Below are 22,431 nucleotides of genomic sequence, written 5' to 3'. Positions count from 1 at the left end.
GCCGTGTCGCATACAAATGCAAATGATAATTATTCTCATTGTTGCATAAAATAGGTGCTCTTGCCCACCTCACCGAAAGGAAGCACCATGCCATTCAGCACACAACACGCCTTGCAACCGTATTGGGACCTGGCCGTCGCGCCCGTCCAGGCCGATGGACTGGCCGCCGCCCTGGAATTGGGCATTCTCGAACTGCTGGCCACGCCGCACACGCCGGCGCAGCTGGCCGACGCCCTGTCGTTGCACGCGCCGCACACGGCGCTGCTGCTGGAATTACTGTGGAGCATGCAGGTGCTGGAACGCGATGCGGCCGATGCTGATGCGCGGCGCTACCGCTGCACGGCCGCCACCTTGCAGTATTTCTGCCGCGACTCCGTGGCCTTTTGCGGCGACGCCTGGCTGTACCGGCTGCATGCGCTGCGCCATTTCGCCACCCAGCTGAGCACGCTGGTGCGCGAGGGCGGCAAGGCCGCGCCCTACAGCACGGCAAGTGGCATCAACTGGGCCATTGCCGCGCAGCAGCAGATTGGCCAGGAACAACGCGCCGTCACCATGCGCGCAGCCCTGTCCGTGATGCAGCGCATCGCCCCGTTTGCAGACGGCCACACGCCGCTGCGCCTGCTCGACCTGGGCGGCGGACCGGGCTGGGTTGCCATTGCGCTGGCGCAAGCCCATGCGGGCTTGCACGGCGGCGTCTTCGACTGGCCGGAAACGGTGGCCGTGGCGGCCGCGAACATCGCCCATGCGCAACTGTCTGACCGCCTGGAGACTGTGGGCGGCGACCTGGCCAGCGACGATATCGGCAACGGCTACGACCTCATCTGGTGCTCGTCCGTGCTGCATTTCGTGCCCGACATGGCGGCGGCCTTGCGCAAGATCCATGCGGCGTTGACACCCGGTGGCGTCTTCGTTTGCGTGCAGGCGGAAATCGCCCCGGCAGCCGGCGACGCGGCGCGCGTGCTGCCGTATTACTTGCCGATGCGCATGCTGGGCCGCACGGTAACCCAGCAGGGAGAATTGGCACAATTGCTGCGCGACACGGGCTGGCGGCAAGTGGAACAATACAGCGCCAGCGATTTCCCCATGGCGCCCGTGCAGGTGTTGATTGCGCGCAAGGATGGAGCGTGAATCCGCCCGCGCGCAGCGCGCTGCCGCAAGCGCCATTTGATGCATCGCATGGCAAGCGCTGCGCCCATGTGGTTGAATACTGGCTGCGCAGCGATGGCGCTGAACACTGAACCATGACAAACCCCGCATCACGCACCTGAGATAGCACCAAAATGTCCATCGCCCTATGAGCCTGACACTATCTGATCGTTCTGGAACGATCCTCGGAGAAATTGTCGTCTTGTCCGAGAATGCGCTTGTTCTCGGGACTTTTCTTCCCACGGCTGCCTTTGCCGCATACGCGACCTTGTTCAAGAATCTGGAACAAGCCGCCAACGATCAGCTTTTCGTCGAGGCAGACCGGTTGGAGCAGGAAATTCAGTCATGCGATTTTTGCGTACTCGATACGCACAGCGGCATGCAGCGGAACATAGCTGATGTGCAGATCATGCAAGATGGAATCTGTTTCCATTGGCGAGCAAGCTGGGAACGGCCTCGGTAAACCTGCACCGGGACCGATGCATGCCGATAGCCCACGGCGCCCGTTCCCGCTCGCCGGTATCAAGCGGGACTGTCCCGCAACGCGTCGATGATCAGGCCAGCCAGCCGCTCGACGGGCGGCCTGGACACGCTGGAGGCGCGCAGCAGTTCCAGCGACAGCGGGGGCAAGGCGGGCAAGCCCGCCGCCACGTGATCGAGCGCGCAGACGGAAGACGGCAAGCCCAGGCTGGTGCGCACCGTCACGCCCAGCCCGGCCGCGGCCGCCGCCCACAGTCCCGCCAGGCTGGGACTGGTAAACGCCGTGCGCCAGGCGATGCCCGCATGGTCCAGCGCCTGCGTGGCGCAGCGCTGGAACAGGCAGTCGCGGTCGAAGGTAATGAGCGGCAAGGGCTCGCCCGATTCGGGCTGCCAGGCCAGGCTGGACGAGGCGATCCAGCGCATGGCCGGCTCGGCAATATGCTGGCGCTGCGGCAGCGGATACTCGGCCACGTCGGCGATGCAGGCGCCGCCCCACAGCAGGGCCAGGTCCAGCTGGCCCATGGCCAGCCCTTGCATCAGGGCCGTGTTGCGCGCCACGTGCGCTTCGATGCGCACTTTCGGATGCGCGCGGGCAAAGCGCCCCAGCACGTCGGGCAGCAAGGCTTCACCGAAATCCTCCTGCAAACCGAGCCGTATCCAGCCTTCCAGTTCCGCGCCGCGCAAGGCGACGGCCGCCTCGTCGTTGAGTTCCAGCAGGCGGCGTGCATAGCCGAGCAAGACTTCGCCGGCCGGCGTCAGCGCCAGGCCCCGGCCATCCTTGCGGAACAGGGGCATGCCCGCCTGCTCCTCGAGTTTTTTCAGCTGCGCGCTGACGGCCGAGGTGGAGCGGCCCACCTTGTCCGCCGCGCGGGCAAAGCTGCCCAGCTCGATGCCAGCCACATAGCTGCGCAAGAAGGCGATGTCAAAATTCAGCAAGCTCATGGCGCAAATGCAATCGTCCTGTTTTATGGGATGGTAACTGGTAAATTATCTGATATTCAGAACGATCGTACTGCGCAACACTGTCAGGGTCAACCACTTTCCCCTCCCTGCCATGACCACCAGCTGCCCAGCCGTTCCTGTTCCTGTCCCCGCCACCGCGCCCGCGCTGGGCGATGCCCACCGCTGGAAGGTGCTGGCCGTCGGCGTGGCGGCCAATGCCAGCTTTTCCGCCGCCGCCAACGGCATGCCCACGACGGCCATCTGGCTGCGCAGCGGCTATCACCTGAGCAATACGCAACTGGGGGTGGCGCTGGGCGCCATGGGCCTGGGCGTGGCCCTGACAGAATTGCCATGGGGCATGGCCACCGACCGCTGGGGCGACCGCCCCGTGCTGCTGACAGGCTTGCTGGGCACCATGCTGGCCCTATTGACCTTGCTGCTGTGGATCACACCCGCTGACGGCGCCGTGCCGCCGTTATGGGCGCTGGCGGCCGGGCTGGCGCTGGTCGGCGTGCTGGGCGGCAGCGTGAATGGCGCCAGCGGGCGCGCCGTGATGCGCTGGTTCGGCGCGGGCGAACGGGGTTTCGCCATGAGCATCCGCCAGACGGCCGTGCCGCTCGGCGGCGGCCTCGGCGCCCTCGTCCTGCCCAGCCTGGCGTCACGTTACGGCTTCATGCCCGTGTTTGGCGCCCTGGCCCTCGTATGCGGCCTGTCGGCGTTTTTTACGTGGCGATGGATGCATGAGCCCGATTTCTCTGCCGAGGCCGCCACGGAGCCGCAAAACGCGTCCACGGGCCTGTTTGGGATCAAGCCGCCTCCGCCGCTGCAAGGTCCACTCAAAAACCGCAAAGTGTGGCGCATGGTGGCCGCCATCGGCTTGCTGTGCGTGCCCCAGTTTGCCGTGCTCAGCTATGCCACCGTCTTCCTGCACGACCATGGCCGCCTGGGCCTGGCCGCCATCACGGCCGTGATGGTGGCCCTGCAGGCGGGCGCCATGGTGATGCGCATCTGGAGCGGACGCCACACGGACCGCCACGCGAACCGGCCCGCCTATCTGCGCGGCTCGGCCCTGGTGGCGCTGGCGTCGTTCATTGTGCTGGGATGCATCGCCTGGCTGCAGGCGCCGGGCTGGCTGCTGATGGCCGCCGTGGTGGCCGCCGGCATCGCCGTGTCCGCCTGGCATGGCGTGGCCTACACGGAGCTGGCCACGGAAGCGGGCGGCGCCAACGCGGGCACGGCCCTGGGCATGGCGAACACGGCCGTCTACGCGGGCCTGTTCCTCACGCCGATCGCCATCCCGCACTTGCTGGCGGCCAGCAGCTGGCCCGTCGTGTGGTGGCTGGCGGGGCTGGTGGCGCTGGCCACGCGGCCCCTGTTTCCGAAAGCTTAATTTAACTCGGGCAGCGGCGAAATGCGGTAGATGCAGCGCATCGCATTCGTCAGCACATGCTGCTCGCGCACGATGCTGGCGTTCGGTCCCACCACTTCCTGGAACAGCTGCAATTCGGAGCGGCAAAAACCCTGGCAGGTGCGCGCGGCGGCGCAGATGGGGCAGTGGTCTTCGATCAGCAGCCAGTCGTCGCCATCCGCTTCCACGCGCGCCATATAACCCTCTTCATCGCGCACGGCCGCCAGCTGCTGCAAGCGCGTGGGCAAGTCCGGCGCCGAGCACGCCAGTGCGTACGCGCTGCGGCTTTCCTCTTCGCGCTGCGTGATCAGTTTATCCAGGCCCGCTTCGCCGAACAGCTGGCGCACGGAACCGATCAGCTTGATCGTCAGCTGCGCATGCGTGTCGGGAAAGCGCGCATTGCCCGCCTCCGTCAAGACCCAGTTCTGGCGCGGCCGCCCGGCGCCCGCCTGCGCTTCCTGGCGCCCCTCGATGAGGCCCGCCGCCACCAGCTTTTGCACTTGCTGGCGCGCCGCCTCGCCCGTCATGTCCAGGGTCTTGGCCAGGGTCGCCGTGGAGACGGGTCCCTTGGTCTTGATGAAATACAGGATGCGCTCCGTCGTTTGCGGCGCCTCGCTATTATCCAAACGTTTACTTGTGTAATTCATTTCGCTCAACTATCATGGGGCCAGTTAACCAACTAATTGCTTGCATAATAGGCCGGTAGCTCCCCGCTGTCGAGGAGTTTCCACGTCCGCATGCCGGCAAGGTACTCTTTTGACAGGATTTTCCCATGCAACTGTCTCACTCGATCTGGCTGTTTCACGCCATCCTCGCCACCGGCCTAGCCCTCTGGCTCACCCTGGCCGCCCTCAACAATCTGCACGCCTTCCACGGCGCCGTCTGGGCCATCGGCAACACCATGCGCATGGACCCGCTGCGCCAGGACCCGACCATCCAGACGCCGCTGCTGCGCCGCGCGCTCACCTCGCTGACCCTGCACCGCCTGAGCCTGTTGACGGTGCTGGCGCTGCAACTGCTGGCCGCCATCGCCGCCTGGACGGGCGTGGCGCTGTTGCTCGGCGCTTCCCTGACGCAAGCGCTGCCCTGGCTGAACCTGGCCCTGTGCGCCATGGCCGCCTTCCTGCTGCTGATGCACCTGGGCGGCCTGTGGTTCGGTTACTGGATTGCCCAAGAAAGCTTGCAGACGACGCACCTGGTGCTGCTGCTGTGGACCATCGCCCTGTTTGTACTTTTCAACGCGCAGCGGACCTGACCAGCCTCCGCTGCGCCTCTTCTTCTTTCTCCCTTTCAATGCAGTAAAGGACTTCATCATGAATACGAAACTCGTCGGCGTTTCCGCGCTGGCCATCGCCCTGGCCGTCGCGGGCGCCGCGCTGTATCCGCGCGCCAACTCGCATGCGGCCGATGCCGCCGCCTACCCCGCCACCAAGGTGGCGCTGGTCCCCGTCGTGCTGGGCACGCAGGAACGCTTTTTTGCGGGCGTGGGCGAACTGGAAGCGGCGCGCCAGGTGCAGGTGGCGGCCGAAACGGGCGGGCGCGTCACGCAGATCCGCTTCGAATCGGGCCAGAGCGTGGCGGCCGGCGCCGTGCTGGTACAGCTCAATGACGCCCAGGAACAGGCAATGCTGCTGCGCCAGCGCGCACAGCTGAAAAACGCGGAAAGCAGCCATGCCCGCACCGTGCAGATGGTCAGGGAAAAGGCCGCTACGCAGGAGCAGCTCGATGCGGCGCTGGCCGCGCGCGACGCGGCCCTGGGCGACGTGCGCCAGACGGAAGCGCTGATCGCGCAAAAGACCATCCGCGCGCCGTTCGCCGGGCAGCTGGGCATCCGCAAGGTGCACGCGGGCCAGTACCTGAACGCGGCCGACACGGTGGCCAGCCTGATCGACACGAAGGCCTTGCTGGTGAACTTCGCCCTCGATGAGCAGAGCAGCGCAACACTGGCGCCGGGACAGGCCGTGCAAGTGCTGGTGGACGCGTATCCGCATGAAATCTTCACGGCGAAGATCAACGCCATCGACCCGCTGGTCGCCCGCTCGCGCATGGTGCAGGTGCAGGCGGCATTGAGCCATCCCCGCGGTGCGCTGAAAGCGGGCATGTATGCGAACGTGCGCGTGGCCCGCGAGGCTGGCCAACAGCTGACGGTACCGGAAACGGCCGTGACCTACAGCGCGTATGGCGATACGGTGTTTGTGGCGCAGCAGGAAGGAAAACAGCCGCTCACCGTCAAGCGCGTGGGCGTCAAACTGGGCGAGCGGGCCGGGGGCCGCGTGGCCATCCTCGACGGCTTGCGCGAAGGGCAGCGCGTGGTCGCCTCGGGCCAGCTGAAACTGGCCGACGGCATGGCCGTGCAGGCCGTGGCCAATACCCTGGACGAGGCGAAACGCGCCGCGCCCAAGGCCGGTTCTTGAGGAAAGGCCAGCACCATGAAATTTACCGATTTATTCGTGCGCCGCCCCGTGCTGGCGCTGGTGATCAGCACCTTGATTCTGATGCTGGGCGTGATCGCCATCCTGCAGCTGCCGATCCGCCAATACCCGATGCTCGAATCGTCCACCATCACCGTCACGACCAACTATCCGGGCGCCTCGGCGGAACTGATGCAGGGTTTCGTGACGCAGCCCATCGCGCAAGCCGTATCGTCGGTGGAAGGCATCGATTACCTGACGTCGTCGTCGGTGCAGGGCAGCAGCACCGTCACCGTGCGCATGGAATTGAACCGCGATTCCACGCAAGCGTTGACGGAAGTCATGGCCAAGGTCAACCAGGTCCGCTATAAATTACCGGAAGGCGCTTTCGACCCCGTCATCGAGCGCGCGGCCGGCGATTCCTCGGCCGTGGCGTACGTCGGCTTTGCCAGCGAGAGCGTGTCCGCGCCCGCGCTGACGGATTACCTGGCGCGCGTGGTGCAGCCCATGTTCGCCACCATCGACGGCGTGGCGAAAGTCGACGTGTATGGCGGCCAGCAGCTGGCCATGCGTTTGTGGATCGACCCGGCGAAACTGGCCGCGCGCGGCTTGACGGCGGCCGACGTGGCCGACGCCGTGCGGCGCAATAACTACCAGGCGGCGCCCGGCAAGGTGAAGGGACAATTCGTCGTCGCGAACATCAGCGTCAACACGGACCTGACCAGCGTGGAGCAATTTCGCGACATGGTCGTCAAGAAGGGCGGCGATGAAAAAGACAGCGCGGCCCTCGTGCGCCTGAAGGACGTGGGCACGGTGGAACTGGGCGCGGCCGCCACGGAAACGAGCGGCATCATGGACGGCGTGCCGGCCGTGTATCTGGGCCTGTCGCCCACGCCCGGCGGCAACCCGCTGGTGATCGTCGACGGCATCAAGAAGCTGCTGCCGGAAATCCAGAAAACCCTGCCACCGGGCGTGAAGGTCGAGCTGGCATTCGAGACGGCGCGCTTCATCCAGTCGTCCATCGACGAAGTGGCGCACACCCTGCTCGAAGCGCTGCTCATCGTCGTCATCGTCATCTACCTGTGCATGGGTTCCCTGCGCTCCGTGCTGATTCCCGTCGTGACGATCCCGCTGTCGATGCTGGGTGCGGCGGCGCTGATGCTGGCCTTCGGCTTCAGCATCAATTTACTGACCCTGCTGGCGATGGTGCTGGCCGTGGGCCTGGTGGTCGACGACGCCATCGTCGTGGTGGAAAACGTGCACCGGCATATCGAGGAAGGCAAGACGCCCGTGGCGGCCGCCCTGGTGGGCGCGCGCGAAGTGGCCGGCCCCGTGATCGCCATGACCATCACGCTGGCGGCCGTGTATGCGCCGATCGGCATGATGGGGGGATTAACGGGCGCGCTGTTCAAGGAATTCGCGCTGACTTTGGCCGGCGCCGTGGTGGTGTCGGGCGTGGTGGCGCTGACCTTGTCTCCCGTGATGAGCTCCCTGCTGCTGCAGCCGAAACAAGCGGAAGGGCGCATGGCGCGCGCCGCCGAGCATTTCTTCGAAGGCCTCACCAGCCGCTACGCGCGCCTGCTGGATCGCTCGCTGCACCACCGCTGGTGGAGTGCCGGTTTCGCCGCGCTGGTGATGGTCAGTCTGCCGTTTTTGTACCTGCTGCCGCAGCGCGAACTGGCGCCGGCGGAAGACCAGGCCAGCGTCTTGACGGCGATCAAGGCGCCGCAGCATGCCAACCTCGATTACGTGGAACGCTTTTCGTACAAGCTCGATGAGATCTACAAAAATATCCCCGAAACGGACTCGCGCTGGATCATCAATGGCGGCGAAGGCCCGGCATCGAGCATCGGCGGCATCAACCTGACGCCATGGGCCGAACGCTCACGCAATGCGGCCGTCATCCAGGCCGAATTGCAGCACGCCGCGGGCGACGTGGAAGGCACCAGCATCTTCGCCTTCCAGCTGGCGCCCTTGCCCGGATCGAGCGGCGGCTTGCCCGTGCAAATGGTGCTGCGCAGCGCGCAGGATTACGCCACCCTGTTCCGCACGATGGAAGACGTCAAGCAGCGCGCGCGCGACAGCGGCCTGTTTGCCGTCGTCGACAGCGACCTCGATTACAACAACCCCGTCGTCAAGGTGCGCGTGGACCGCTCCAAGGCGAACAGCCTGGGCATCCGCATGCAGGACATCGGCGAATCGCTGGCCGTGCTGGTGGGCGAGAATTACCTGAACCGCTTCGGCATGGATGGCCGCGCCTACGACGTCATCGCGCAAAGCCCGCGCGAGCAGCGATTGACGGCGCAGGCCCTGACGCAGCAGTACGTGCGCGCCGACGATGGCAGCCTGCTGCCCCTGTCCGCCGTCGTCTCGGTGACGGAACAGATCGAGCCGAACATGCTGACGCAGTTCAACCAGCAAAATGCGGCCACCTTCCAGGGCGTGCCGGCGCCGGGCGTGACCCTGGGCGACGCCGTCGCCTTCCTCGACGGCGTGGCGAAAACCCTGCCGCCGGGCTTCAGCTACGACTGGCAATCCGATGCGCGCCAGTTCGCCACGGAAGGCAATGCGCTGCTGCTGGCCTTCCTGGCGGCCGTCGTCGTGATTTACCTGGTGCTGGCGGCACAATATGAAAGCCTGACGGACCCTTTGATCATCCTGATCACGGTGCCGCTGTCGATCTGCGGCGCGCTGATCCCGCTGGCGCTGGGCTACGCCACCGTCAACATCTACACGCAGATCGGCCTCGTGACCCTGATCGGCTTGATCAGCAAACACGGGATTTTGATGGTGGAATTCGCCAACGAATTGCAGGTGCATGAACGGCTGGACCGCCTCAGCGCCATCCGCAAGGCGGCGCAAATCCGCTTGCGCCCGATTCTGATGACGACGGCGGCCATGGTGGTGGGCCTGGTGCCGCTGCTGTTCGCGTCCGGCGCGGGCGCAAACAGCCGTTTCGGCCTGGGCGTGGTGATCGTTTCGGGCATGTTGATCGGCACCTTCTTTACCCTGTTCGTGCTGCCCACCGTGTACACCTTTCTGGCCCGCCGCCACACGGCCGACCATGCCACGCCGCGCGCGCGCGATCTGTCGCACGCGCTGAAGGAATCCCCATGAAAAATTACCACTATCTCGTCTCCCTTTTCCCCCTGCTGGCCGGCTGCGCCGTCAGCCCCGCCTACGTCACGCCGGGCACGCCCGCCATCGCCCTGGCCAGTCCGCAGCAGGCGAAGTTTGCGCCAGGTCAAACGGCTGCCAGCGATGCTGGCTGGTGGACGTTTTTCGACGATGCGCGCCTGTCGCGGCTGATCGCCAGCGCGTTGACCCACAACCTCGATATCGCGCAGGCACAAGCGAATCTGCTGGCCGCGCGCGCCACCTTCGACGAGCGCCGCCTCGACGAACTGCCCGCCGTCACAGGCCAGGCGGGGTGGCAGCGCAGCGTGCAGCAAGACACCCCCGATAGTCGCGCCGCCGGCACGAGCACGCGCGTGGGTTTCGACGCGCAGTGGGAGATCGACCTGTTCGGCCGCCTCGCGCATATCAGCCGCTCGGCGCAGGCGCGCGCCGACGCGGCGCAGGCCGATTTGCGGCAAGTGCAGCTGACGATCGCCGCCGAAGTGGCGCGCAATTACTACGAGGCGCTGGGCTACCAGCAAAACCTGGCGCTGACGCAGGCGCAGGTGCACAGCTGGCGCGACACCATCGCCCTGATCGACGCGCGCATCCGCGCCGGCAGCGGCTTGCCGGAAGAGCGCCACAACGCGCTGGCCAACCTGGCGCGCAGCGAGGCGGCCTTGCCGCCGTTGCAGGCCGGCTTGCGCCAGGCGCAGTACCGGCTCGATGTGCTGAGCGGCCAAGCGCCGGGCGCCATCGCTCTGGCCACTCAGCCACGGCAGCAGGCGCCGCTGGCCGGCCAGCTGCCGCTGGGCGACGTGAACCGCCTGATCAGGCAGCGTCCCGACGTGGTGCGCGCCGAGCGCCTGCTGGCCGCTTCCAGCGAAGACGTGGGGGCGGCAACGGCGGACCTGTATCCGCGCCTCAGCCTGGGCGGCTTTTTGGGCTTCTTTGCGCTGCGCGGCAGCGGCGTATTCGACGGCGGCGCGCGCGCCTTCGACGTGGCGCCTTCCGTCAGCCATCCGGCCTTCCGCCTGGGCAGCGTCAAGGCGCGCTTGCGCGGTACGCAGGCCGAAGCGCAGGGCGCGCTGGCGCGCTATGCGCAAACGATGCTGTTGGCGCAGGAAGAGGTGGAAAACGCCGTTACGCAGCTGGCGGAAAACCAGACGCGATTGGCCTCGCTGCTGGAATCGGCGCGCCACGGCAACGCGGCCCTCGGCATCGCCAGCACGCGCTATGCGGGCGGTGCCGGCAGCTACCAGGCCGTGCTGGAAAACCAGCGCGCCTTATACGATATCCGGCGCGAAGCGCTGCTGGCGGAAACGGCGTCCTACATCGATGCGATCGCCCTGTACAAGGCGCTGGGATGGGGGCACACTATGTGATCTTTTTAGCTCGGAAAGGCACGCGATGTTCACGCAAGGCAGCTGGCTCAATCCACCGGAAAACTGGTCCGCCGACGGCGCGCAATTGCGCGTGACGACGGATGCAAATACGGATTTCTGGCGCAAGACTCACTATGGTTTTATCCGCGACAGCGGCCATTTTTTCGGCACGCAAATCGACGGCGATTTCACGGCGCAGCTGCACGTGGCGGCGCAGTACGCGGCGCTGTACGACCAGGCCGGCATGATGGTGCGCATCGACGAGCAAAACTGGATCAAGTGCGGCGTCGAATTTTCCGACGGCCAGCTCTTATTGAGCACGGTATTGACGCAGGACAAATCCGACTGGGCCGTCAGCAGCGCTCCCGCCATGCCGGACGGTTTCTGGCTGCGCGTGACGGTGGCGCAAGGCGCGATCCGCGTGCAGTATTCGACCGATGGCCAGCGCTGGCCGCTGCTGCGCCTGGCGCCATTTCCCGAGGCCGGCAGCTACCGCGTCGGCCCCATGTGCTGCACGCCGGAACGGGGTGGCCTGGAGGTGGTGTTTTCCCGCTTTTCCATCGGCCCGGCGCAACAAAAAGACTTGCACGATTTGAGTTAGATCAAGCGCTCCACGTCTCGTGCAAATGGCGCCACAGCAGCGTTCCAGCCGGTGTCTTCTCATACACGACGGTCGACAGGCGCTCCGTGTTTTCCGCGCCCGGCAGCGACTGGAACTCACGGTAGGACACGGTGGCGCCGGTGGCGTTGTCCTGGATCAATGCCAGGTCGGAAATACGCATGATGAGGCCCGGACGGCTGCCGCCGGCGCCCTGGAAAAATGCCGTCAAGCCGGCATGATCGAGCTGCTTGCCGCCGGGGGACACCATCGTGAAACCGGGCGAAAAACGCGCGAGCAAATCGGCGCAATGTTCGGGCGCCGTGGCTACGCCGGAGAGCCATTCGCGGATCAGCACATGCGTGGATAACACGTCGTCAAAACAGGGGTTCGTTGTCTTCATTTTTTTGCTGCTCCATGGTGATGTAAAAGGTCGAGAACGGCGCGGTTATCGATGCGCGCGCACAGCGCCAAAGGCAGCACGCACGCGCTGGCGGCCAGCGCAAAGCACCAGTGAAAAACCTGCGCCGCGCGCAGGTGCTGGGCGGGGTCGTCGAGCGACGTAATTCCCTGCGCCGCCAGCAAGCCATTCAGCAGTACGCTGAGCAGCGCCACGCCCAGGCAAAAGCCCAGCTGACGGTTGATATTCCACACGGCGCTGGCCTGGCTCAGCTGCCCGTCCGGCGTGCGCAGGAAGGCCGTGCTTTGCGCCGTGCTGCTGCACAAGCCGCCGCCAAAGCCCATCACGGCATACGCGCCGGCCAACCAGAACAACTGGCCCGCCGCATCCACCCGCAGCAGCATCAGCATGCCCGCCGCCTGCAGCAGCGCACCAGCGATGAACAGCGGTTGCGGTCCCACGCGGCGATAGCTTTTCCCCGTGAGCGAGATGGCCGCAAACGAGGCCAGCGCCCACGGCAGCATCAGCGCGCCCGCCGTCGATGCCGACATGCCCAGCACGCCCTGCAAATACAGCATGGCCAGCAGGCTCACGCCCATGAACACGCCCGGCACCAGCAGATACATCAGCATGGCGATGCGCAGCAGCGGTTCGGTAGCCAGGCGCAGGTTGAGCAGGGGCGTGGATTTGCGCAGCGCGCCGCGCACATAGCCCCACGCGCAGGCGGCGCCCAGCGCCAGCACACCGGCGCCGGCAAGCAGCTCGCCCGGTGTACCCATCATGGTCAAGCCCAGCAACAGCAAAAGGATGGCTGTGCTGCCCGCCACAAGGCCGCCCGTGTCGAGCCGGGGCACTTGCGCGCGCGGCGGGTCGGGGCGCAGCCAGCAGGCGGCCAGCAGCAGCGCCAGCGCGGCAAACGGTACGTTCAGATAAAAAATCCAGCGCCACGACAGGCTGTCGACGATCACGCCGCCCAAGGCGGGCGACAGGGCGGGCGCCAGCAAGCCCACCAGCATGATGACGGAGGACAGGCCGGGACGCTCGGCGGGTTGATACAGCTGGTAAGTCATGCTTTGCCCCAGCGGGATCAGCAAGCCGCCGCCCAGGCCCTGCACGCAGCGCCAGGCGATCAGCGCCTCGATCGAGGGCGCCAGGCCGGCGCCGATGCTGGCGCATAAAAATGTTAGCAACGATGCCATGAACACGGTTTTGCTGCCATAATAGGCAGCCAGCCAGGCGCTGGCGGGGATGACGATGGTCAGGCCAAGGATGTAGGCCGTGCTGATCCAGGCCAGCTGCGCCACCGAGGCGTGCAGGGCATGGCCGATGTCGGGATAGGCGACGCTGGTGATGAACATGTTGATCAGGTCGACGAAAAACCCCAGCAGATAGATGGCCGCGACCTTTTTGCGATAGTCCATGGTGCTCCGAATGGCAAACGGCCAGCTTAAGCGCCTAGCGCCATTTGCGTAACGGGCCAGCCCCGATTACACTGTCAAAGAAATTTTGACAAACTCCCGCAACCCGCATGTATCCTCATATTTATTTATGATCAGTCTTGACCGTTTGGGTATTTTTATCGCCATCGTCGACGCCGGCTCGCTGACGGCGGCCGCCGCCGTGCTGGGCCAGAGCAAAGCCGTCGTCAGTTTTAACTTGAAACAGCTGGAAGCGGAGCTGGGCGTGTCGCTGCTGACGCGCAGCACGCGCAGCCTGGCGCTGACCGACGTGGGGCGGCGCTTTTATGAGGATTGCCAGCGCGTGCTGAGCGAAGCCCAGGGCGCCATCGAGACGGCGCGCCAGGGGCACCAGGGCTTGCGCGGCACCCTGCGCCTGACCACCACCGTCGAATACGGCAGCCGCACGGTGATCCCCGCGCTGATCGCCTTTGCCGCCGCCCACCCGCAATTGCAGATCCAGCATTCCTCGTCGTCCTCGCATGAAGACCTGATCTCGGGCGGCTACGACCTGGCCATCCGCATGGGTTCCCTCAACGATTCGAGCTACCGCGCCGCGCTGATCGAGCCGTATGCGATCTGGCCCGTCGCCTCGCCTGCCTACCTGGCCAGCCTGCCCGGCCGGGACATCGCCACCTTGCCCGACCTGCAGCGCGCGCGCTGGCTGGCGCACAGCCGCCTCGCTACGCCCCTGCGCTGGGACGTGCACACGCCCGACGGCCCCGCCGTCTTCGTCGCGCAGGACGACGCCGCCATCCATTCCGACTCCGCCTCGGCCCTGCTGGGCTTTGCCCTGGGCGGCTGCGGCGTGGCCCTGCTGCCGCAATGGCAGGTGGAAGGGGACGTGCGCGCGGGACGTTTGCGCCGCCTGCTGCCCGACGTCGTCTTCCCGGAACAGGGCGTGTATGCCGTGTATCCGAACACCCAGCATATTGCGGAAAAAGTGCGCGCGTTTATCGACTTCTTGCGCGCGTTCGTGGGCACGCCCGCCTGAGGTTTCACGTGGCGCCACGGCGCCCATGTCACGTCGTCAATACTTGTTGAATACAACGATTTCCAAAGGGCAAACGAGCGCCCATTTCGCTTTTCACGGCCTACACTGGAAGGACGTTGTTCACCGATTGGAGACCATCATGGCACATACATTGGCAGCAGTTTTCGCCGTGCGCGACATGGCCGAGCGCGCCCGGCACGACCTGATCACGGCGGGCTTTCCCGGCGCCAACATCCGCCTGCACGATGCGGGCAGTGACGACTTTTCCGCCACGGAAAACATCCGCCGCGACGACAGCGACAGCCTGCTCGACAGCGTCAAACATTTCTTCACGGACCTGTTCGGCAGCCACGCCGACCGCCACATCTATGCGGAAGCCGTGCGGCGCGGGCATGTCGTGCTGACCCTGGAAGGGGCGAGCGACGCCGATATCCAGCGCGCCACCGACCTCGTCGAGCGCTACGCGCCGCTCGACATCGATGCGCACGCCGAGCACTGGCGCACCGGCGGCTGGCAGGGCGCGCCGCAAGACGACAGCGCGCGGCGCCAGGGCGCCAGCATGCAGCAGGGCGCGTCGGCCGGCAACCTGAACGAGACGGCAGCATCGCAGCAATTTGCGGGCGGCATGGCGCCGCCGTCATCCGGCGCGGGCGCCAACGCGCGCCGCTACCCCAGCGCCGACAACCTGCCGGGCACCAGCTACGACGACGAACAGTACTACCGCAACCACTGGAGCGCCACCTATGTCGCCACCGGCGCGCGCTTCGAGGACTACGATCCCGCCTACCGCTATGGCCATTCGATGGCGAACAGCGACAGCTACCGGGGCCGCCCGTGGGATGAAGTGGAAGCGGAGCTGCGTTCCACGTGGGAGCACACGTATCCGCAATCGGCGTGGGACAACTTCAAGGCGGCCATCAAACATGGCTGGGAGCGCATCACGTCCTGACGCGCGGCGAGGGGATGGCTCTGTCAGCGCCCCTCGTGCGTGAGCTTGAGGAAGTGGTTCAGGATGTGGAAGTGGTCTTCGAAGAACTGCTCTTCCATGGCCGGCAGGGCGCTCACCGGCACCCACTGCGCCAGCGCCGCATCGTCGGCCGCCGTCACGGCCGGCAGCTGGCGCGTCTTCAAGTCGAAGTAATGCGCATGCGTGATGGTGCGCCCCCGCTGGCTGCGGTCCGGATGGTCGAACACGGCCACGCCGACCAGCGCCTCGACCAGGGTGGGCGCCAGCACGCCCAGCTGGGTTTCTTCCGCCAGTTCGCGCAGGGCGCCCTGCAGCAGGCGTTCGCGCGGCTCCAGGAAGCCGCCCGGCAGCGCCCACGAGCCCTTGCCCGGATAGCCGCCGCGGCGCACCAGCAAGACGTGGCCGCCCGTCTGCACCAGCGCATCGACGGTGCAAAAGATGGGCGCATACGGCGCCGTGCGCCAGCGCGCCTTGTACGCTTCGATGGCGCGGTATTCCTGCACCAGCGGCGCGTACCACGGCAGCAAGGTCCACGCCTTCAGATACTGGCCGATGGCTGCCGGCAGCAGCTGCGCCACGGCGCTCAGCGACACGTCCACGTCCTCCGCCTCGAACAGCACGTTGCGGATCGCCGTCGCGCCGATGGGCGCACCGGGATCGATCTCCAGGTTGAGCAACTGCCAGTGCGGGAAGTGGTGCAGGTAGTAACTGGTGGCGTCCTTGAAACAGGCCACCAGGGTGACGCGCTGCACCGCGGGCACGGCGCCCGCCACGGCGCGCCGCACGGCATCGGCCCACAGGCCATCGTCGTAGTAATCGCGCACGGCCACGTAATGCACGCGCGCGCGCTGCGCCTCGGGCAGGGTGGCGGCGATCATGGCGGCCCGCTCCTGCCACGTAAACGGGTTCTTCGGACTGCGCGCATGGAAGGCGGAACCGAGCACCACCACGACGCTGGCGGCGGTGGCCAGCGCCTTTTGCAGCAAGCCCGCATGGCCATTGTGAAAAGGCTGGAAGCGGCCGATCAGGATGGCCGCGTCGGCAGGATAGGATGAGCTCATGCGTCGTCTCCGGTGGGGTAGTGGGCGGCGATCGGCAATTGACGCCCGCTGCCAAAGGCGCGCGAACGCACGCGGATGATGGGCGCCGCCTGGCGCCGTTTGTATTCATTGCGGGCAACCATGCCGAGGATGCGCGTCACCAGTGCGCGCCCCTCGTCCGTCTCGCGCAGCTGGTCGACCAGGGTCAAGGCTTGCGCGCTTTCTTGCGCCGGCAGGCGACGTCCCTCGATATGCCATTTCAAGATTTCATCGAGCACGGGATAGGGCGGCAAACTGTCGGTGTCGCGCTGGCCCGGCGCCAGTTCCGCCGACGGGGGTTTGTCGAGCACGGCGACGGGGATCAGCTCGCGCCCGGCACTGGCGTTGAGGTGGCGCGACAGGGCGAACACCTCCGTTTTATACAGGTCGCCGATCAATCCCAGTCCCCCGTTCGTGTCGCCATACAGGGTGCAGTAGCCCACCGAGATTTCGCTCTTGTTGCCGGTGGTGAGCAGCAGGGCGCCGAAGGCGTTCGAGTATTCCATCAGGATGGTGCCGCGCACCCGCGCCTGCAGGTTTTCCAGCGGCAGCCCCTGCAGCTTGCCGTCGAAGGCTTGGGCATAGCCCGCTTCGTATTGCGCCACGATGTCGCGGATGGCATGCGTGTGCAGGACGATGCCCAGGTTGGCGCACAGGGCGACGGAATCGGTGACGGAGCCGGCGCTGGAAAACACGGACGGCATGGTGATGCCCACCACGTTGTCCGCGCCCAGGGCTTCCACGGCCAGGGCCAGGGTCAGCGCCGAATCGATGCCGCCCGAGCAGCCGACGACGACTTTCGCAAAGCGGCAGCGGCGCGCATAGTCGCGCAAACCGAGCACGATTTGACGGCGCGCAAATTCCACGGCGGGGATGCCGTCCGGGTCGGGCACGGGAAACGCCGCGCCATCAGGTCGCGTAAAACGGCCGTCGGCAAAGCGCAGCAATGGATCATCCTCGACGAAGCGGGCCGCCTCGAATTGCACGCCGAGGGTGGGCGAGATGGCGAACGAGGCGCCGTCGAACACGAGTTGATCCTGGCCACCCACCTGGTTGACGAAGAGCAAAGGCAAGTTCACGCGTGCGCAGGCGGCGCCAAACACGGCATGGCGCTGCGCGCGCTTGCCGATGTCGGACGGGCTGGCGTTGATGCTGACGACCAGGTCGGGCAGCGCCGCGTGCAGGGCGTCGAACGGGTTGACGGCGTAGGCGCGGCCATCGTCGTTCCAGCCATCCTCGCAAATCATGAAACCGACTTTACAGCCGGCGATATCGAGGGTGCAGGCGCCGGGCGGCCCCGGCTCGAAATGGCGGCCCTCGTCGAAGATGCCGTAGGTCGGCAGCAGCTGCTTGTAGTATTCGGCCACGATGCGCCCGTCGCGCATCGCCAGCAGGGCGTTGTACAGGGGCTTGCCGACGCCGGGATTCGGCCGCGCCGTGCCGATGACGGTGACGAGTGCAGGCCAGCGCGTGGACGCTTCCAGCAGCTGATCCAGCGCCTGCTGCATGCCGCGCAGGAAGGCGGCGTCCTCGAACAGGTCGCCCGGGTAATACGCGCACAGCGACAACTCGGGGCACACGAGCAAGTCGGCGCCATCGCTGCTGGCGCGGCCCATGCGCGCGATGATGGCGGCACAATTGGCGTCGAAGTCGCCCACGGTAGGATTCATCTGGGCGAGGGCGATGGTCAGCATGGCGATCCTTCATTGGTTACGCTTGAAACCACTATCCTGCCTGAAAAATTTTCTGAGCGTACTGATGCAATCGTGCAAGCCTGCCGATCAGGGTGCTACAAAGTCTTGAGCCAGGCCCGCAAGCGCGTGCGCGCATTCGCATACGGCGACGCCGTATTGAACTGGATCATGCGTCCCATCGTGTAATGCGTGTACCAGGGCTGGCCATACAATTGCGCGTCGTCGTGGCTGTCAATCAGCGCCAGCAGCTGGTCTTTCGCCCGTGCCAGGCGCTGCAGCAAGTCGTCCATATTCAAGTCAGCATAGTCGGCATAGAAGCGCTGCGCCAGTTTTCCCAGAGCGTTCCACGTGAAACCTTCGGCGGGAAAGGCGATGTCCTCGATGCGTTTGCCGTCGCGCAGCTGCGCGTGCCAGTGCAAGACCAGCTCGTTCCAGCCGACCAGGTAGGCGAGCAAGTCGCACACGCTCATGCGCGTGCCCGCCACTTGCCCTTCCAGCACGGGTTCCCGCGCCAGCGTGGGCGGCACGCGCGCCAGTTCCTGCATCAACTTCGCATACGTGCTGTCGATGGCGGCTATCAGTGCCTGCTTGCTGTCGGGGATCGCCATCAGGCCGCCTTCACCACCGGCAAGCCGGCCGCCTGCCAATCGTCGTAGCCGCTGCCGAGACGGCGCGCATGCAAGCCGTGCTGGCGCAGGGCCGCCACGGCCTGCACGGACAGCACGCAATACGGGCCGCGGCAATACGCGGCGATTTCTGCATTCTCCGGCAATTCGCCCAGGCGGCGCTGCAAGTCATCAAAGGGAATATTGACCGCACCGGGCAAATGGCCGGCCGCAAATTCCTGCGCCGGCCGCACGTCGAGCACGGTGATGCTGGCTTCACGCATGCGTTCCAGCAACTCGTCGCCCGTGATCGCTTCCACGTGGTCGCCCCGGCCCAGCGCCTGCAATTCGCTGCGCTGGTGCTGCGCATACACGTCCAGCGCGGCCAGCAGTTGCACGATGGGGCCGCTGCCCAGCCGGTACAGCACGCGCTTGCCGTCGCGCCGCGCCAGCACGAAACCGGCGCGCCGCAACTGCTGCAAATGCTGGGAGGTATTCGCCACGGACAGGCCCGTCAACTCCACCAATTGCTCCACCGCATACTCGCCGTGCACGATCTGCTCGAGCAGGCGCAGGCGCGGCGCGCTGCCTAAAATATGGGCAAACCCGGCGGAACCGGTGAGAAGTTCGATATCGGCATTTTTCATTGACACGATGCTAGCACCCTTATAACATTCAAGCAATCAATTGAATGTTAGGAACAGCAATGCAAATACTCTGGCTCGATGCGCTGGCGATCGGCGTGGGCGCGACGGCGGTCATGGATGTGTGGGCGGTGGCGTTAAAACGCTTCTGGTGCATTCCCTCGCTGAACTTTGCGATGGTGGGACGCTGGCTGGGCCATCTGCCGCGCGGCACTTTTACCCACGCCAATATCGCCCAGGCGGCGCCCGTGCGCGATGAAGCCATCCTGGGCTGGACGGCTCACTATGCGATCGGCGTGCTGTTTGCAGCCGTGCTGCTGGCGCTGGTAGGGGAGAAGTGGGTGCAAGCGCCGACGTTCGCGCCAGCCCTGCTGGCGGGCCTCGTCAGCGTGGCCGCGCCGTTTTGCATCTTGCAGCCGGGCATGGGCGCCGGCCTGGCTGCCAGCAAGACGCCGCATCCGACGGCCGCCCGCCTGCGCAGCCTGATGGCCCACACGGCGTTCGGCATCGGCCTGTACCTGGCGGCGCTGCTGTGGTCGACGGTCCGCTAGGACGTCAGCGGCGGCACGGGTGCGGGCGCCGGCGCGGCTGCCACCGCCGACATGGCCGGCGCCTCGGGCTGGGCCGGCACCGTGCTCAGCACCATCGTGCTGGGCTTGGCGATCGCGATATGCGCCGCGTCCAGGCGCTTGAGCAGTTCGAACAGCAGCGCGCTGCGGATGCCCGAGGTCAGACGCGGCGACGAGGCATAGCCGGTGGCGTTGAACAGCAACAAGCCATTGTCGATGCCATCGAGCTGTACGCTGGGCGCCGGCGTGTCGAGCACATCGGGATTGTCGACAAAGGTGGACAGGATCAGCGCGCGCGCCGCTTGCGCATCCGTGCCCAGCGGCAACGGCAGCTTGACTTGCACCAGGCCCAGCGGATTGGCCAGGGTGACGTTGCGCACCGTCTTGGTGATGAATTCCGAGTTCGGCACGATCACCGTCGAGCGGTCGCTCAGTTGAATTTCCGTGGCGCGCACGTTGATGCGGCGAATGTCGCCCTCCACACCGCCGAGTGACACCCAGTCGCCCACTTTCACCGGACGTTCGGCCAATAAAATCAGGCCGGAGACGAAGTTCTGCACCACCGCCTGCAAGCCGAAGCCGATACCCACCGACAAGGCCGACGCTACCCACGCGATGCGTTCCAGGCCGATGCCGGCGGCCGACAGGGCCAGCGCCACGGCCAGCACGCCGCCGATGTAGCCAAACAGCGTGATGAACGACACTTGCATGCCGGAATCAAGGTTGGTAGTCGGCAAGTAACTGTTTTGCAGCCAGCGCTTGAACAGGCCCAGCGCAACAAAACCGGCGAGCAGCACCAGCAGGGCCTGGATCAGCGCGGCAGGGCGGATCGCCACCTCGCCGATGGCCAGGCCATCCTGCAGCTTGCCGACCCGCTGGAACAGCTCGCCCGGCCCTTCGCCGAACGGCGCCAGCAGCAGCATCAGGGCCAGCAGCACGACGATGGCGCGGCCTATGCCCGACAGCAACACGGCCGCCTGGTCGCGCGCCTTGGGCGTGGCCAGCACGGGGTTGGCCACATCCGGCGGCGGCGGGGTGGAAGCCAGCAGCATGCAGATATCGTCGACCAGCACCGTCAGCAGATAGGTGCTGCACAGCACCACGATGACCCAGGCGATTTGCTTGGCGACAAAGCTGCCGAACGCCACATAGCCGACCAGCAAGCTGATGACGCTGGACGCCAGCGCCAGCCACAGCAGCACCGTGACGCAGCGCAGCCACAGCGGCGTGACCAGGGTGGCGGGATCGGCCTCGCGCAACTGGCGCCAGCAGCGCTCGGCGCGCATCAAGCCGTAGGCGATGGTCGTGCTCATCACCAGGGCGACGATGCAGTTGACGGCCACGGCCGTCGACAGGCCCGCATTGATGACGATGGTGACCCGTTCCGTCGCCCACACGAGCACGACGATGAAGGAAAACATCGATGGGAAGTTGCGCATGCGGTGCGCCAGCGCGTCGGGCAGGGGCAGCAAACGCCACGACACGCGCCGTGGCGACAGCAGCGCGTGACCCAGTCCCGCCGTAAAACCGGCAAAACAGATGATGCCGATCAAGCTGCTGAGGAAAGTCGAGGTTTTGTCCGACAGGCCGCCCTCCCAGCGCAAGCCCATGGCCAGCAATTCCGCCACCAGTCCCGGCGTGGCCAGCGCCAGCACCAGCACGGCCAGCGCATGCAAGGAACGGCGCAGGCGGCCATGCGGCACGCGCGTGGCCGTCACCACCAGCAGGTAACGCGAAGCCCAGACGCTGGCGCCGATCACGGCCACGATGGCGGCCAGCAAGCCGCCCCAGGCCGACCATGGCGTGGCGCTGGCCGCGTTCGCCAACTCCAGCTCCAGCGCCCGCAGGCGCTGCAAGTTCTGCGGCAATTCCGCATGCAGCTGTTTCCAGAAAGAACCAGCCAAAATCGACGCCGTGCGCTCGCCCAGGCGCGCCTGCAACTGCGCGCGGCGCACCGTCGACACCTGCTCCGACGCCTGCGCCGCTTCCACGGCCAGCAAGCGCGCCAGTTTCACCTGCGCATCGAGCGCGCTGCTGGTGCGGTCCAGCTGGCTGCGCTGCGCCGCCACGTCGGGCGCATCTTTTACCCCCGCCGCCGGCTTGCCCAGCTCGGCCAGCCGCGCCTGCACGCTCGACAATGTCGGCGCGAGCGCATCGGCCACCTTGTCCGCTTCGGTGCTGGCCGCCAGCGCATCGGCGCGCATCTGCGACAGGGTCGCGTCATCGAGATCGGCCTCGCCATCGAGCGCCTTCTGGATGCCGGTAATCTGCTTGCGCAAGCCGTCGAGGCGCTGGTCGGCCGTGGCGGCGTCATCGACGGGCTGCGACCAGGCGGGCGGCGCGGATAGCGAGCACGCCAGCAACAATGCCAGCAGGAAAGGGAAGAAACGGAGACGGAAAGAAGTCATGCGGACCTATGCCTGAAAATGAGAAAAACTGCCGGACTGGCGGCGGCGCCGGTCATGGCGTGCCGCCCGGCGGGTGCCTGCCAATATAGCTGAAAACACCGGCAAGCCACAGGATCAGCGGAACTGG

20 protein-coding genes are annotated in these 22,431 nt (G+C 66.1%); 11 read left to right on the top strand and 9 right to left on the bottom strand.

Annotation, left to right across the window (positions count from 1 at the left end; genetic code table 11):
• Positions 1–87 precede the first annotated feature (87 nt).
• Together OX460_RS20330 and OX460_RS20325 are read left to right on the top strand one after the other, a co-directional pair.
• Positions 88–1,128 carry a class I SAM-dependent methyltransferase gene (locus OX460_RS20330; RefSeq protein WP_289899725.1) on the top strand — a complete coding sequence of 347 codons (1,041 nt, stop codon included), beginning with the start codon at positions 88–90 and terminating at the stop codon, positions 1,126–1,128.
• Positions 1,129–1,294: 166 nt separating this feature from the next.
• On the top strand, positions 1,295–1,609 hold the full coding sequence (locus OX460_RS20325) for a hypothetical protein (protein WP_289899724.1): 315 nt from the start codon (positions 1,295–1,297) through the stop codon (positions 1,607–1,609).
• A gap of 59 nt (positions 1,610–1,668) precedes the next feature.
• On the opposite strand, the gene OX460_RS20320 is transcribed toward OX460_RS20325, so the two are convergent.
• A complete protein-coding gene (locus OX460_RS20320) occupies positions 1,669–2,568 on the bottom strand; it encodes a LysR substrate-binding domain-containing protein (RefSeq protein ID WP_289899723.1) in 900 nt (299 codons plus the stop codon).
• A 112-nt stretch (positions 2,569–2,680) separates the two neighbouring features.
• On the opposite strand from OX460_RS20320, the gene OX460_RS20315 reads away from it, so the two are divergent.
• A complete protein-coding gene (locus OX460_RS20315; protein ID WP_251349639.1) occupies positions 2,681–3,958 on the top strand; it encodes an MFS transporter in 1,278 nt (425 codons plus the stop codon).
• On the opposite strand, the gene OX460_RS20310 is transcribed toward OX460_RS20315, so the two are convergent.
• Positions 3,955–4,623, bottom strand: a complete 669-nt coding sequence (locus OX460_RS20310) for a MarR family transcriptional regulator (protein WP_289899722.1) — start codon at positions 4,621–4,623, stop codon at positions 3,955–3,957. The genes OX460_RS20315 and OX460_RS20310 overlap by 4 nt on opposite strands.
• Before the next feature lie 125 nt (positions 4,624–4,748).
• Between OX460_RS20310 and OX460_RS20305 the strand changes: the two genes are divergently transcribed.
• From OX460_RS20305 to OX460_RS20285, 5 genes are read left to right on the top strand one after another with little or no spacing between them, the layout of a single operon-like run.
• The gene (locus tag OX460_RS20305) at positions 4,749–5,231 is read left to right on the top strand and encodes a DUF2165 family protein (protein WP_289899721.1); all 483 of its coding nucleotides are present in this window, start codon (positions 4,749–4,751) and stop codon (positions 5,229–5,231) included.
• A gap of 58 nt (positions 5,232–5,289) precedes the next feature.
• Entirely contained in the window at positions 5,290–6,390 is a 1,101-nt protein-coding gene (locus OX460_RS20300) for an efflux RND transporter periplasmic adaptor subunit (RefSeq protein WP_289899720.1), read from the top strand.
• Positions 6,391–6,405: 15 nt separating this feature from the next.
• Positions 6,406–9,504, top strand: coding sequence for a MexW/MexI family multidrug efflux RND transporter permease subunit (locus OX460_RS20295; RefSeq protein ID WP_289899719.1), 3,099 nt, complete (start codon positions 6,406–6,408; stop codon positions 9,502–9,504).
• Positions 9,501–10,889 (top strand): TolC family protein, encoded by a 1,389-nt coding sequence (locus OX460_RS20290; RefSeq protein WP_289899718.1) that lies wholly within the window; start codon positions 9,501–9,503, stop codon positions 10,887–10,889. Before OX460_RS20295 ends, OX460_RS20290 begins: the two co-directional genes overlap by 4 nt.
• A 25-nt stretch (positions 10,890–10,914) precedes the next feature.
• On the top strand, positions 10,915–11,490 hold the full coding sequence (locus OX460_RS20285) for a DUF1349 domain-containing protein (RefSeq protein WP_251349627.1): 576 nt from the start codon (positions 10,915–10,917) through the stop codon (positions 11,488–11,490).
• Position 11,491: 1 nt separating this feature from the next.
• Here the strand turns inward: OX460_RS20285 and OX460_RS20280 are convergent, their stop codons facing one another.
• Both OX460_RS20280 and OX460_RS20275 read right to left on the bottom strand, forming a co-directional pair.
• Entirely contained in the window at positions 11,492–11,890 is a 399-nt protein-coding gene (locus OX460_RS20280; RefSeq protein ID WP_251349625.1) for a DUF4440 domain-containing protein, read from the bottom strand.
• Positions 11,887–13,308: an MFS transporter gene (locus OX460_RS20275; protein WP_289899717.1), complete on the bottom strand. Its 1,422-nt coding sequence runs from the start codon at positions 13,306–13,308 to the stop codon at positions 11,887–11,889. Before OX460_RS20275 ends, OX460_RS20280 begins: the two co-directional genes overlap by 4 nt.
• A gap of 127 nt (positions 13,309–13,435) precedes the next feature.
• On the opposite strand from OX460_RS20275, the gene OX460_RS20270 reads away from it, so the two are divergent.
• The gene (locus tag OX460_RS20270; RefSeq protein ID WP_289899716.1) at positions 13,436–14,338 is read left to right on the top strand and encodes a LysR family transcriptional regulator; all 903 of its coding nucleotides are present in this window, start codon (positions 13,436–13,438) and stop codon (positions 14,336–14,338) included.
• A gap of 139 nt (positions 14,339–14,477) precedes the next feature.
• Positions 14,478–15,287, top strand: a complete 810-nt coding sequence (locus OX460_RS20265) for a hypothetical protein (RefSeq protein ID WP_289899715.1) — start codon at positions 14,478–14,480, stop codon at positions 15,285–15,287.
• A gap of 23 nt (positions 15,288–15,310) precedes the next feature.
• On the opposite strand, the gene OX460_RS20260 is transcribed toward OX460_RS20265, so the two are convergent.
• The 4 genes from OX460_RS20260 to OX460_RS20245 form a co-directional block, all read right to left on the bottom strand.
• A complete protein-coding gene (locus OX460_RS20260; protein WP_289899714.1) occupies positions 15,311–16,366 on the bottom strand; it encodes a bifunctional nicotinamide-nucleotide adenylyltransferase/Nudix hydroxylase in 1,056 nt (351 codons plus the stop codon).
• Positions 16,363–18,078, bottom strand: a complete 1,716-nt coding sequence (locus tag OX460_RS20255; protein ID WP_289899713.1) for an NAD+ synthase — start codon at positions 18,076–18,078, stop codon at positions 16,363–16,365. The genes OX460_RS20260 and OX460_RS20255 overlap by 4 nt, the downstream gene beginning before the upstream one ends.
• Positions 18,079–18,173: 95 nt before the next feature.
• Positions 18,174–18,686 carry a ClbS/DfsB family four-helix bundle protein gene (locus tag OX460_RS20250; protein WP_289899712.1) on the bottom strand — a complete coding sequence of 171 codons (513 nt, stop codon included), beginning with the start codon at positions 18,684–18,686 and terminating at the stop codon, positions 18,174–18,176.
• Positions 18,686–19,330: a metalloregulator ArsR/SmtB family transcription factor gene (locus tag OX460_RS20245; protein ID WP_099665973.1), complete on the bottom strand. Its 645-nt coding sequence runs from the start codon at positions 19,328–19,330 to the stop codon at positions 18,686–18,688. Before OX460_RS20245 ends, OX460_RS20250 begins: the two co-directional genes overlap by 1 nt.
• A gap of 59 nt (positions 19,331–19,389) precedes the next feature.
• On the opposite strand from OX460_RS20245, the gene OX460_RS20240 reads away from it, so the two are divergent.
• Positions 19,390–19,878: a DUF2938 domain-containing protein gene (locus OX460_RS20240; protein WP_289899711.1), complete on the top strand. Its 489-nt coding sequence runs from the start codon at positions 19,390–19,392 to the stop codon at positions 19,876–19,878.
• Here the strand turns inward: OX460_RS20240 and OX460_RS20235 are convergent.
• Complete coding sequence (locus OX460_RS20235; protein WP_289899710.1) at positions 19,875–22,304, bottom strand: DUF3772 domain-containing protein; 2,430 nt, start codon at positions 22,302–22,304, stop codon at positions 19,875–19,877. The two genes, OX460_RS20240 and OX460_RS20235, sit on opposite strands and share 4 nt — an antisense overlap.
• Between the last annotated feature and the right edge of the window lie 127 nt (positions 22,305–22,431).

The sequence above is a fragment of the Janthinobacterium sp. SUN033 genome, from assembly GCF_030397595.1.
GTDB classification, from domain to species: Bacteria; Pseudomonadota; Gammaproteobacteria; order Burkholderiales; family Burkholderiaceae_D; genus Janthinobacterium; species Janthinobacterium kumbetense.
This window is presented reverse-complemented; position numbering and strand designations above follow the sequence as displayed.

Bases quoted from the DNA above. Each gene is read 5' to 3' on its own strand.
- OX460_RS20300 (WP_289899720.1), top strand. From the start codon at position 5,290: ATGAATACGAAACTCGTCGGCGTTTCCGCGCTGGCCATCGCCCTGGCC.
- OX460_RS20285 (WP_251349627.1), top strand. From the start codon at position 10,915: ATGTTCACGCAAGGCAGCTGGCTCAATCCACCGGAAAACTGGTCCGCC.
- OX460_RS20290 (WP_289899718.1), top strand. From the start codon at position 9,501: ATGAAAAATTACCACTATCTCGTCTCCCTTTTCCCCCTGCTGGCCGGC.
- OX460_RS20315 (WP_251349639.1), top strand. From the start codon at position 2,681: ATGACCACCAGCTGCCCAGCCGTTCCTGTTCCTGTCCCCGCCACCGCG.
- OX460_RS20305 (WP_289899721.1), top strand. From the start codon at position 4,749: ATGCAACTGTCTCACTCGATCTGGCTGTTTCACGCCATCCTCGCCACC.
- OX460_RS20280 (WP_251349625.1), bottom strand. From the start codon at position 11,890: ATGAAGACAACGAACCCCTGTTTTGACGACGTGTTATCCACGCATGTG.
- OX460_RS20320 (WP_289899723.1), bottom strand. From the start codon at position 2,568: ATGAGCTTGCTGAATTTTGACATCGCCTTCTTGCGCAGCTATGTGGCT.
- OX460_RS20250 (WP_289899712.1), bottom strand. From the start codon at position 18,686: ATGGCGATCCCCGACAGCAAGCAGGCACTGATAGCCGCCATCGACAGC.
- OX460_RS20245 (WP_099665973.1), bottom strand. From the start codon at position 19,330: ATGAAAAATGCCGATATCGAACTTCTCACCGGTTCCGCCGGGTTTGCC.
- OX460_RS20275 (WP_289899717.1), bottom strand. From the start codon at position 13,308: ATGGACTATCGCAAAAAGGTCGCGGCCATCTATCTGCTGGGGTTTTTC.
- OX460_RS20260 (WP_289899714.1), bottom strand. From the start codon at position 16,366: ATGAGCTCATCCTATCCTGCCGACGCGGCCATCCTGATCGGCCGCTTC.
- OX460_RS20240 (WP_289899711.1), top strand. From the start codon at position 19,390: ATGCAAATACTCTGGCTCGATGCGCTGGCGATCGGCGTGGGCGCGACG.
- OX460_RS20255 (WP_289899713.1), bottom strand. From the start codon at position 18,078: ATGCTGACCATCGCCCTCGCCCAGATGAATCCTACCGTGGGCGACTTC.
- OX460_RS20265 (WP_289899715.1), top strand. From the start codon at position 14,478: ATGGCACATACATTGGCAGCAGTTTTCGCCGTGCGCGACATGGCCGAG.
- OX460_RS20235 (WP_289899710.1), bottom strand. From the start codon at position 22,304: ATGACTTCTTTCCGTCTCCGTTTCTTCCCTTTCCTGCTGGCATTGTTG.
- OX460_RS20310 (WP_289899722.1), bottom strand. From the start codon at position 4,623: ATGAATTACACAAGTAAACGTTTGGATAATAGCGAGGCGCCGCAAACG.
- OX460_RS20295 (WP_289899719.1), top strand. From the start codon at position 6,406: ATGAAATTTACCGATTTATTCGTGCGCCGCCCCGTGCTGGCGCTGGTG.
- OX460_RS20325 (WP_289899724.1), top strand. From the start codon at position 1,295: ATGAGCCTGACACTATCTGATCGTTCTGGAACGATCCTCGGAGAAATT.
- OX460_RS20270 (WP_289899716.1), top strand. From the start codon at position 13,436: ATGATCAGTCTTGACCGTTTGGGTATTTTTATCGCCATCGTCGACGCC.
- OX460_RS20330 (WP_289899725.1), top strand. From the start codon at position 88: ATGCCATTCAGCACACAACACGCCTTGCAACCGTATTGGGACCTGGCC.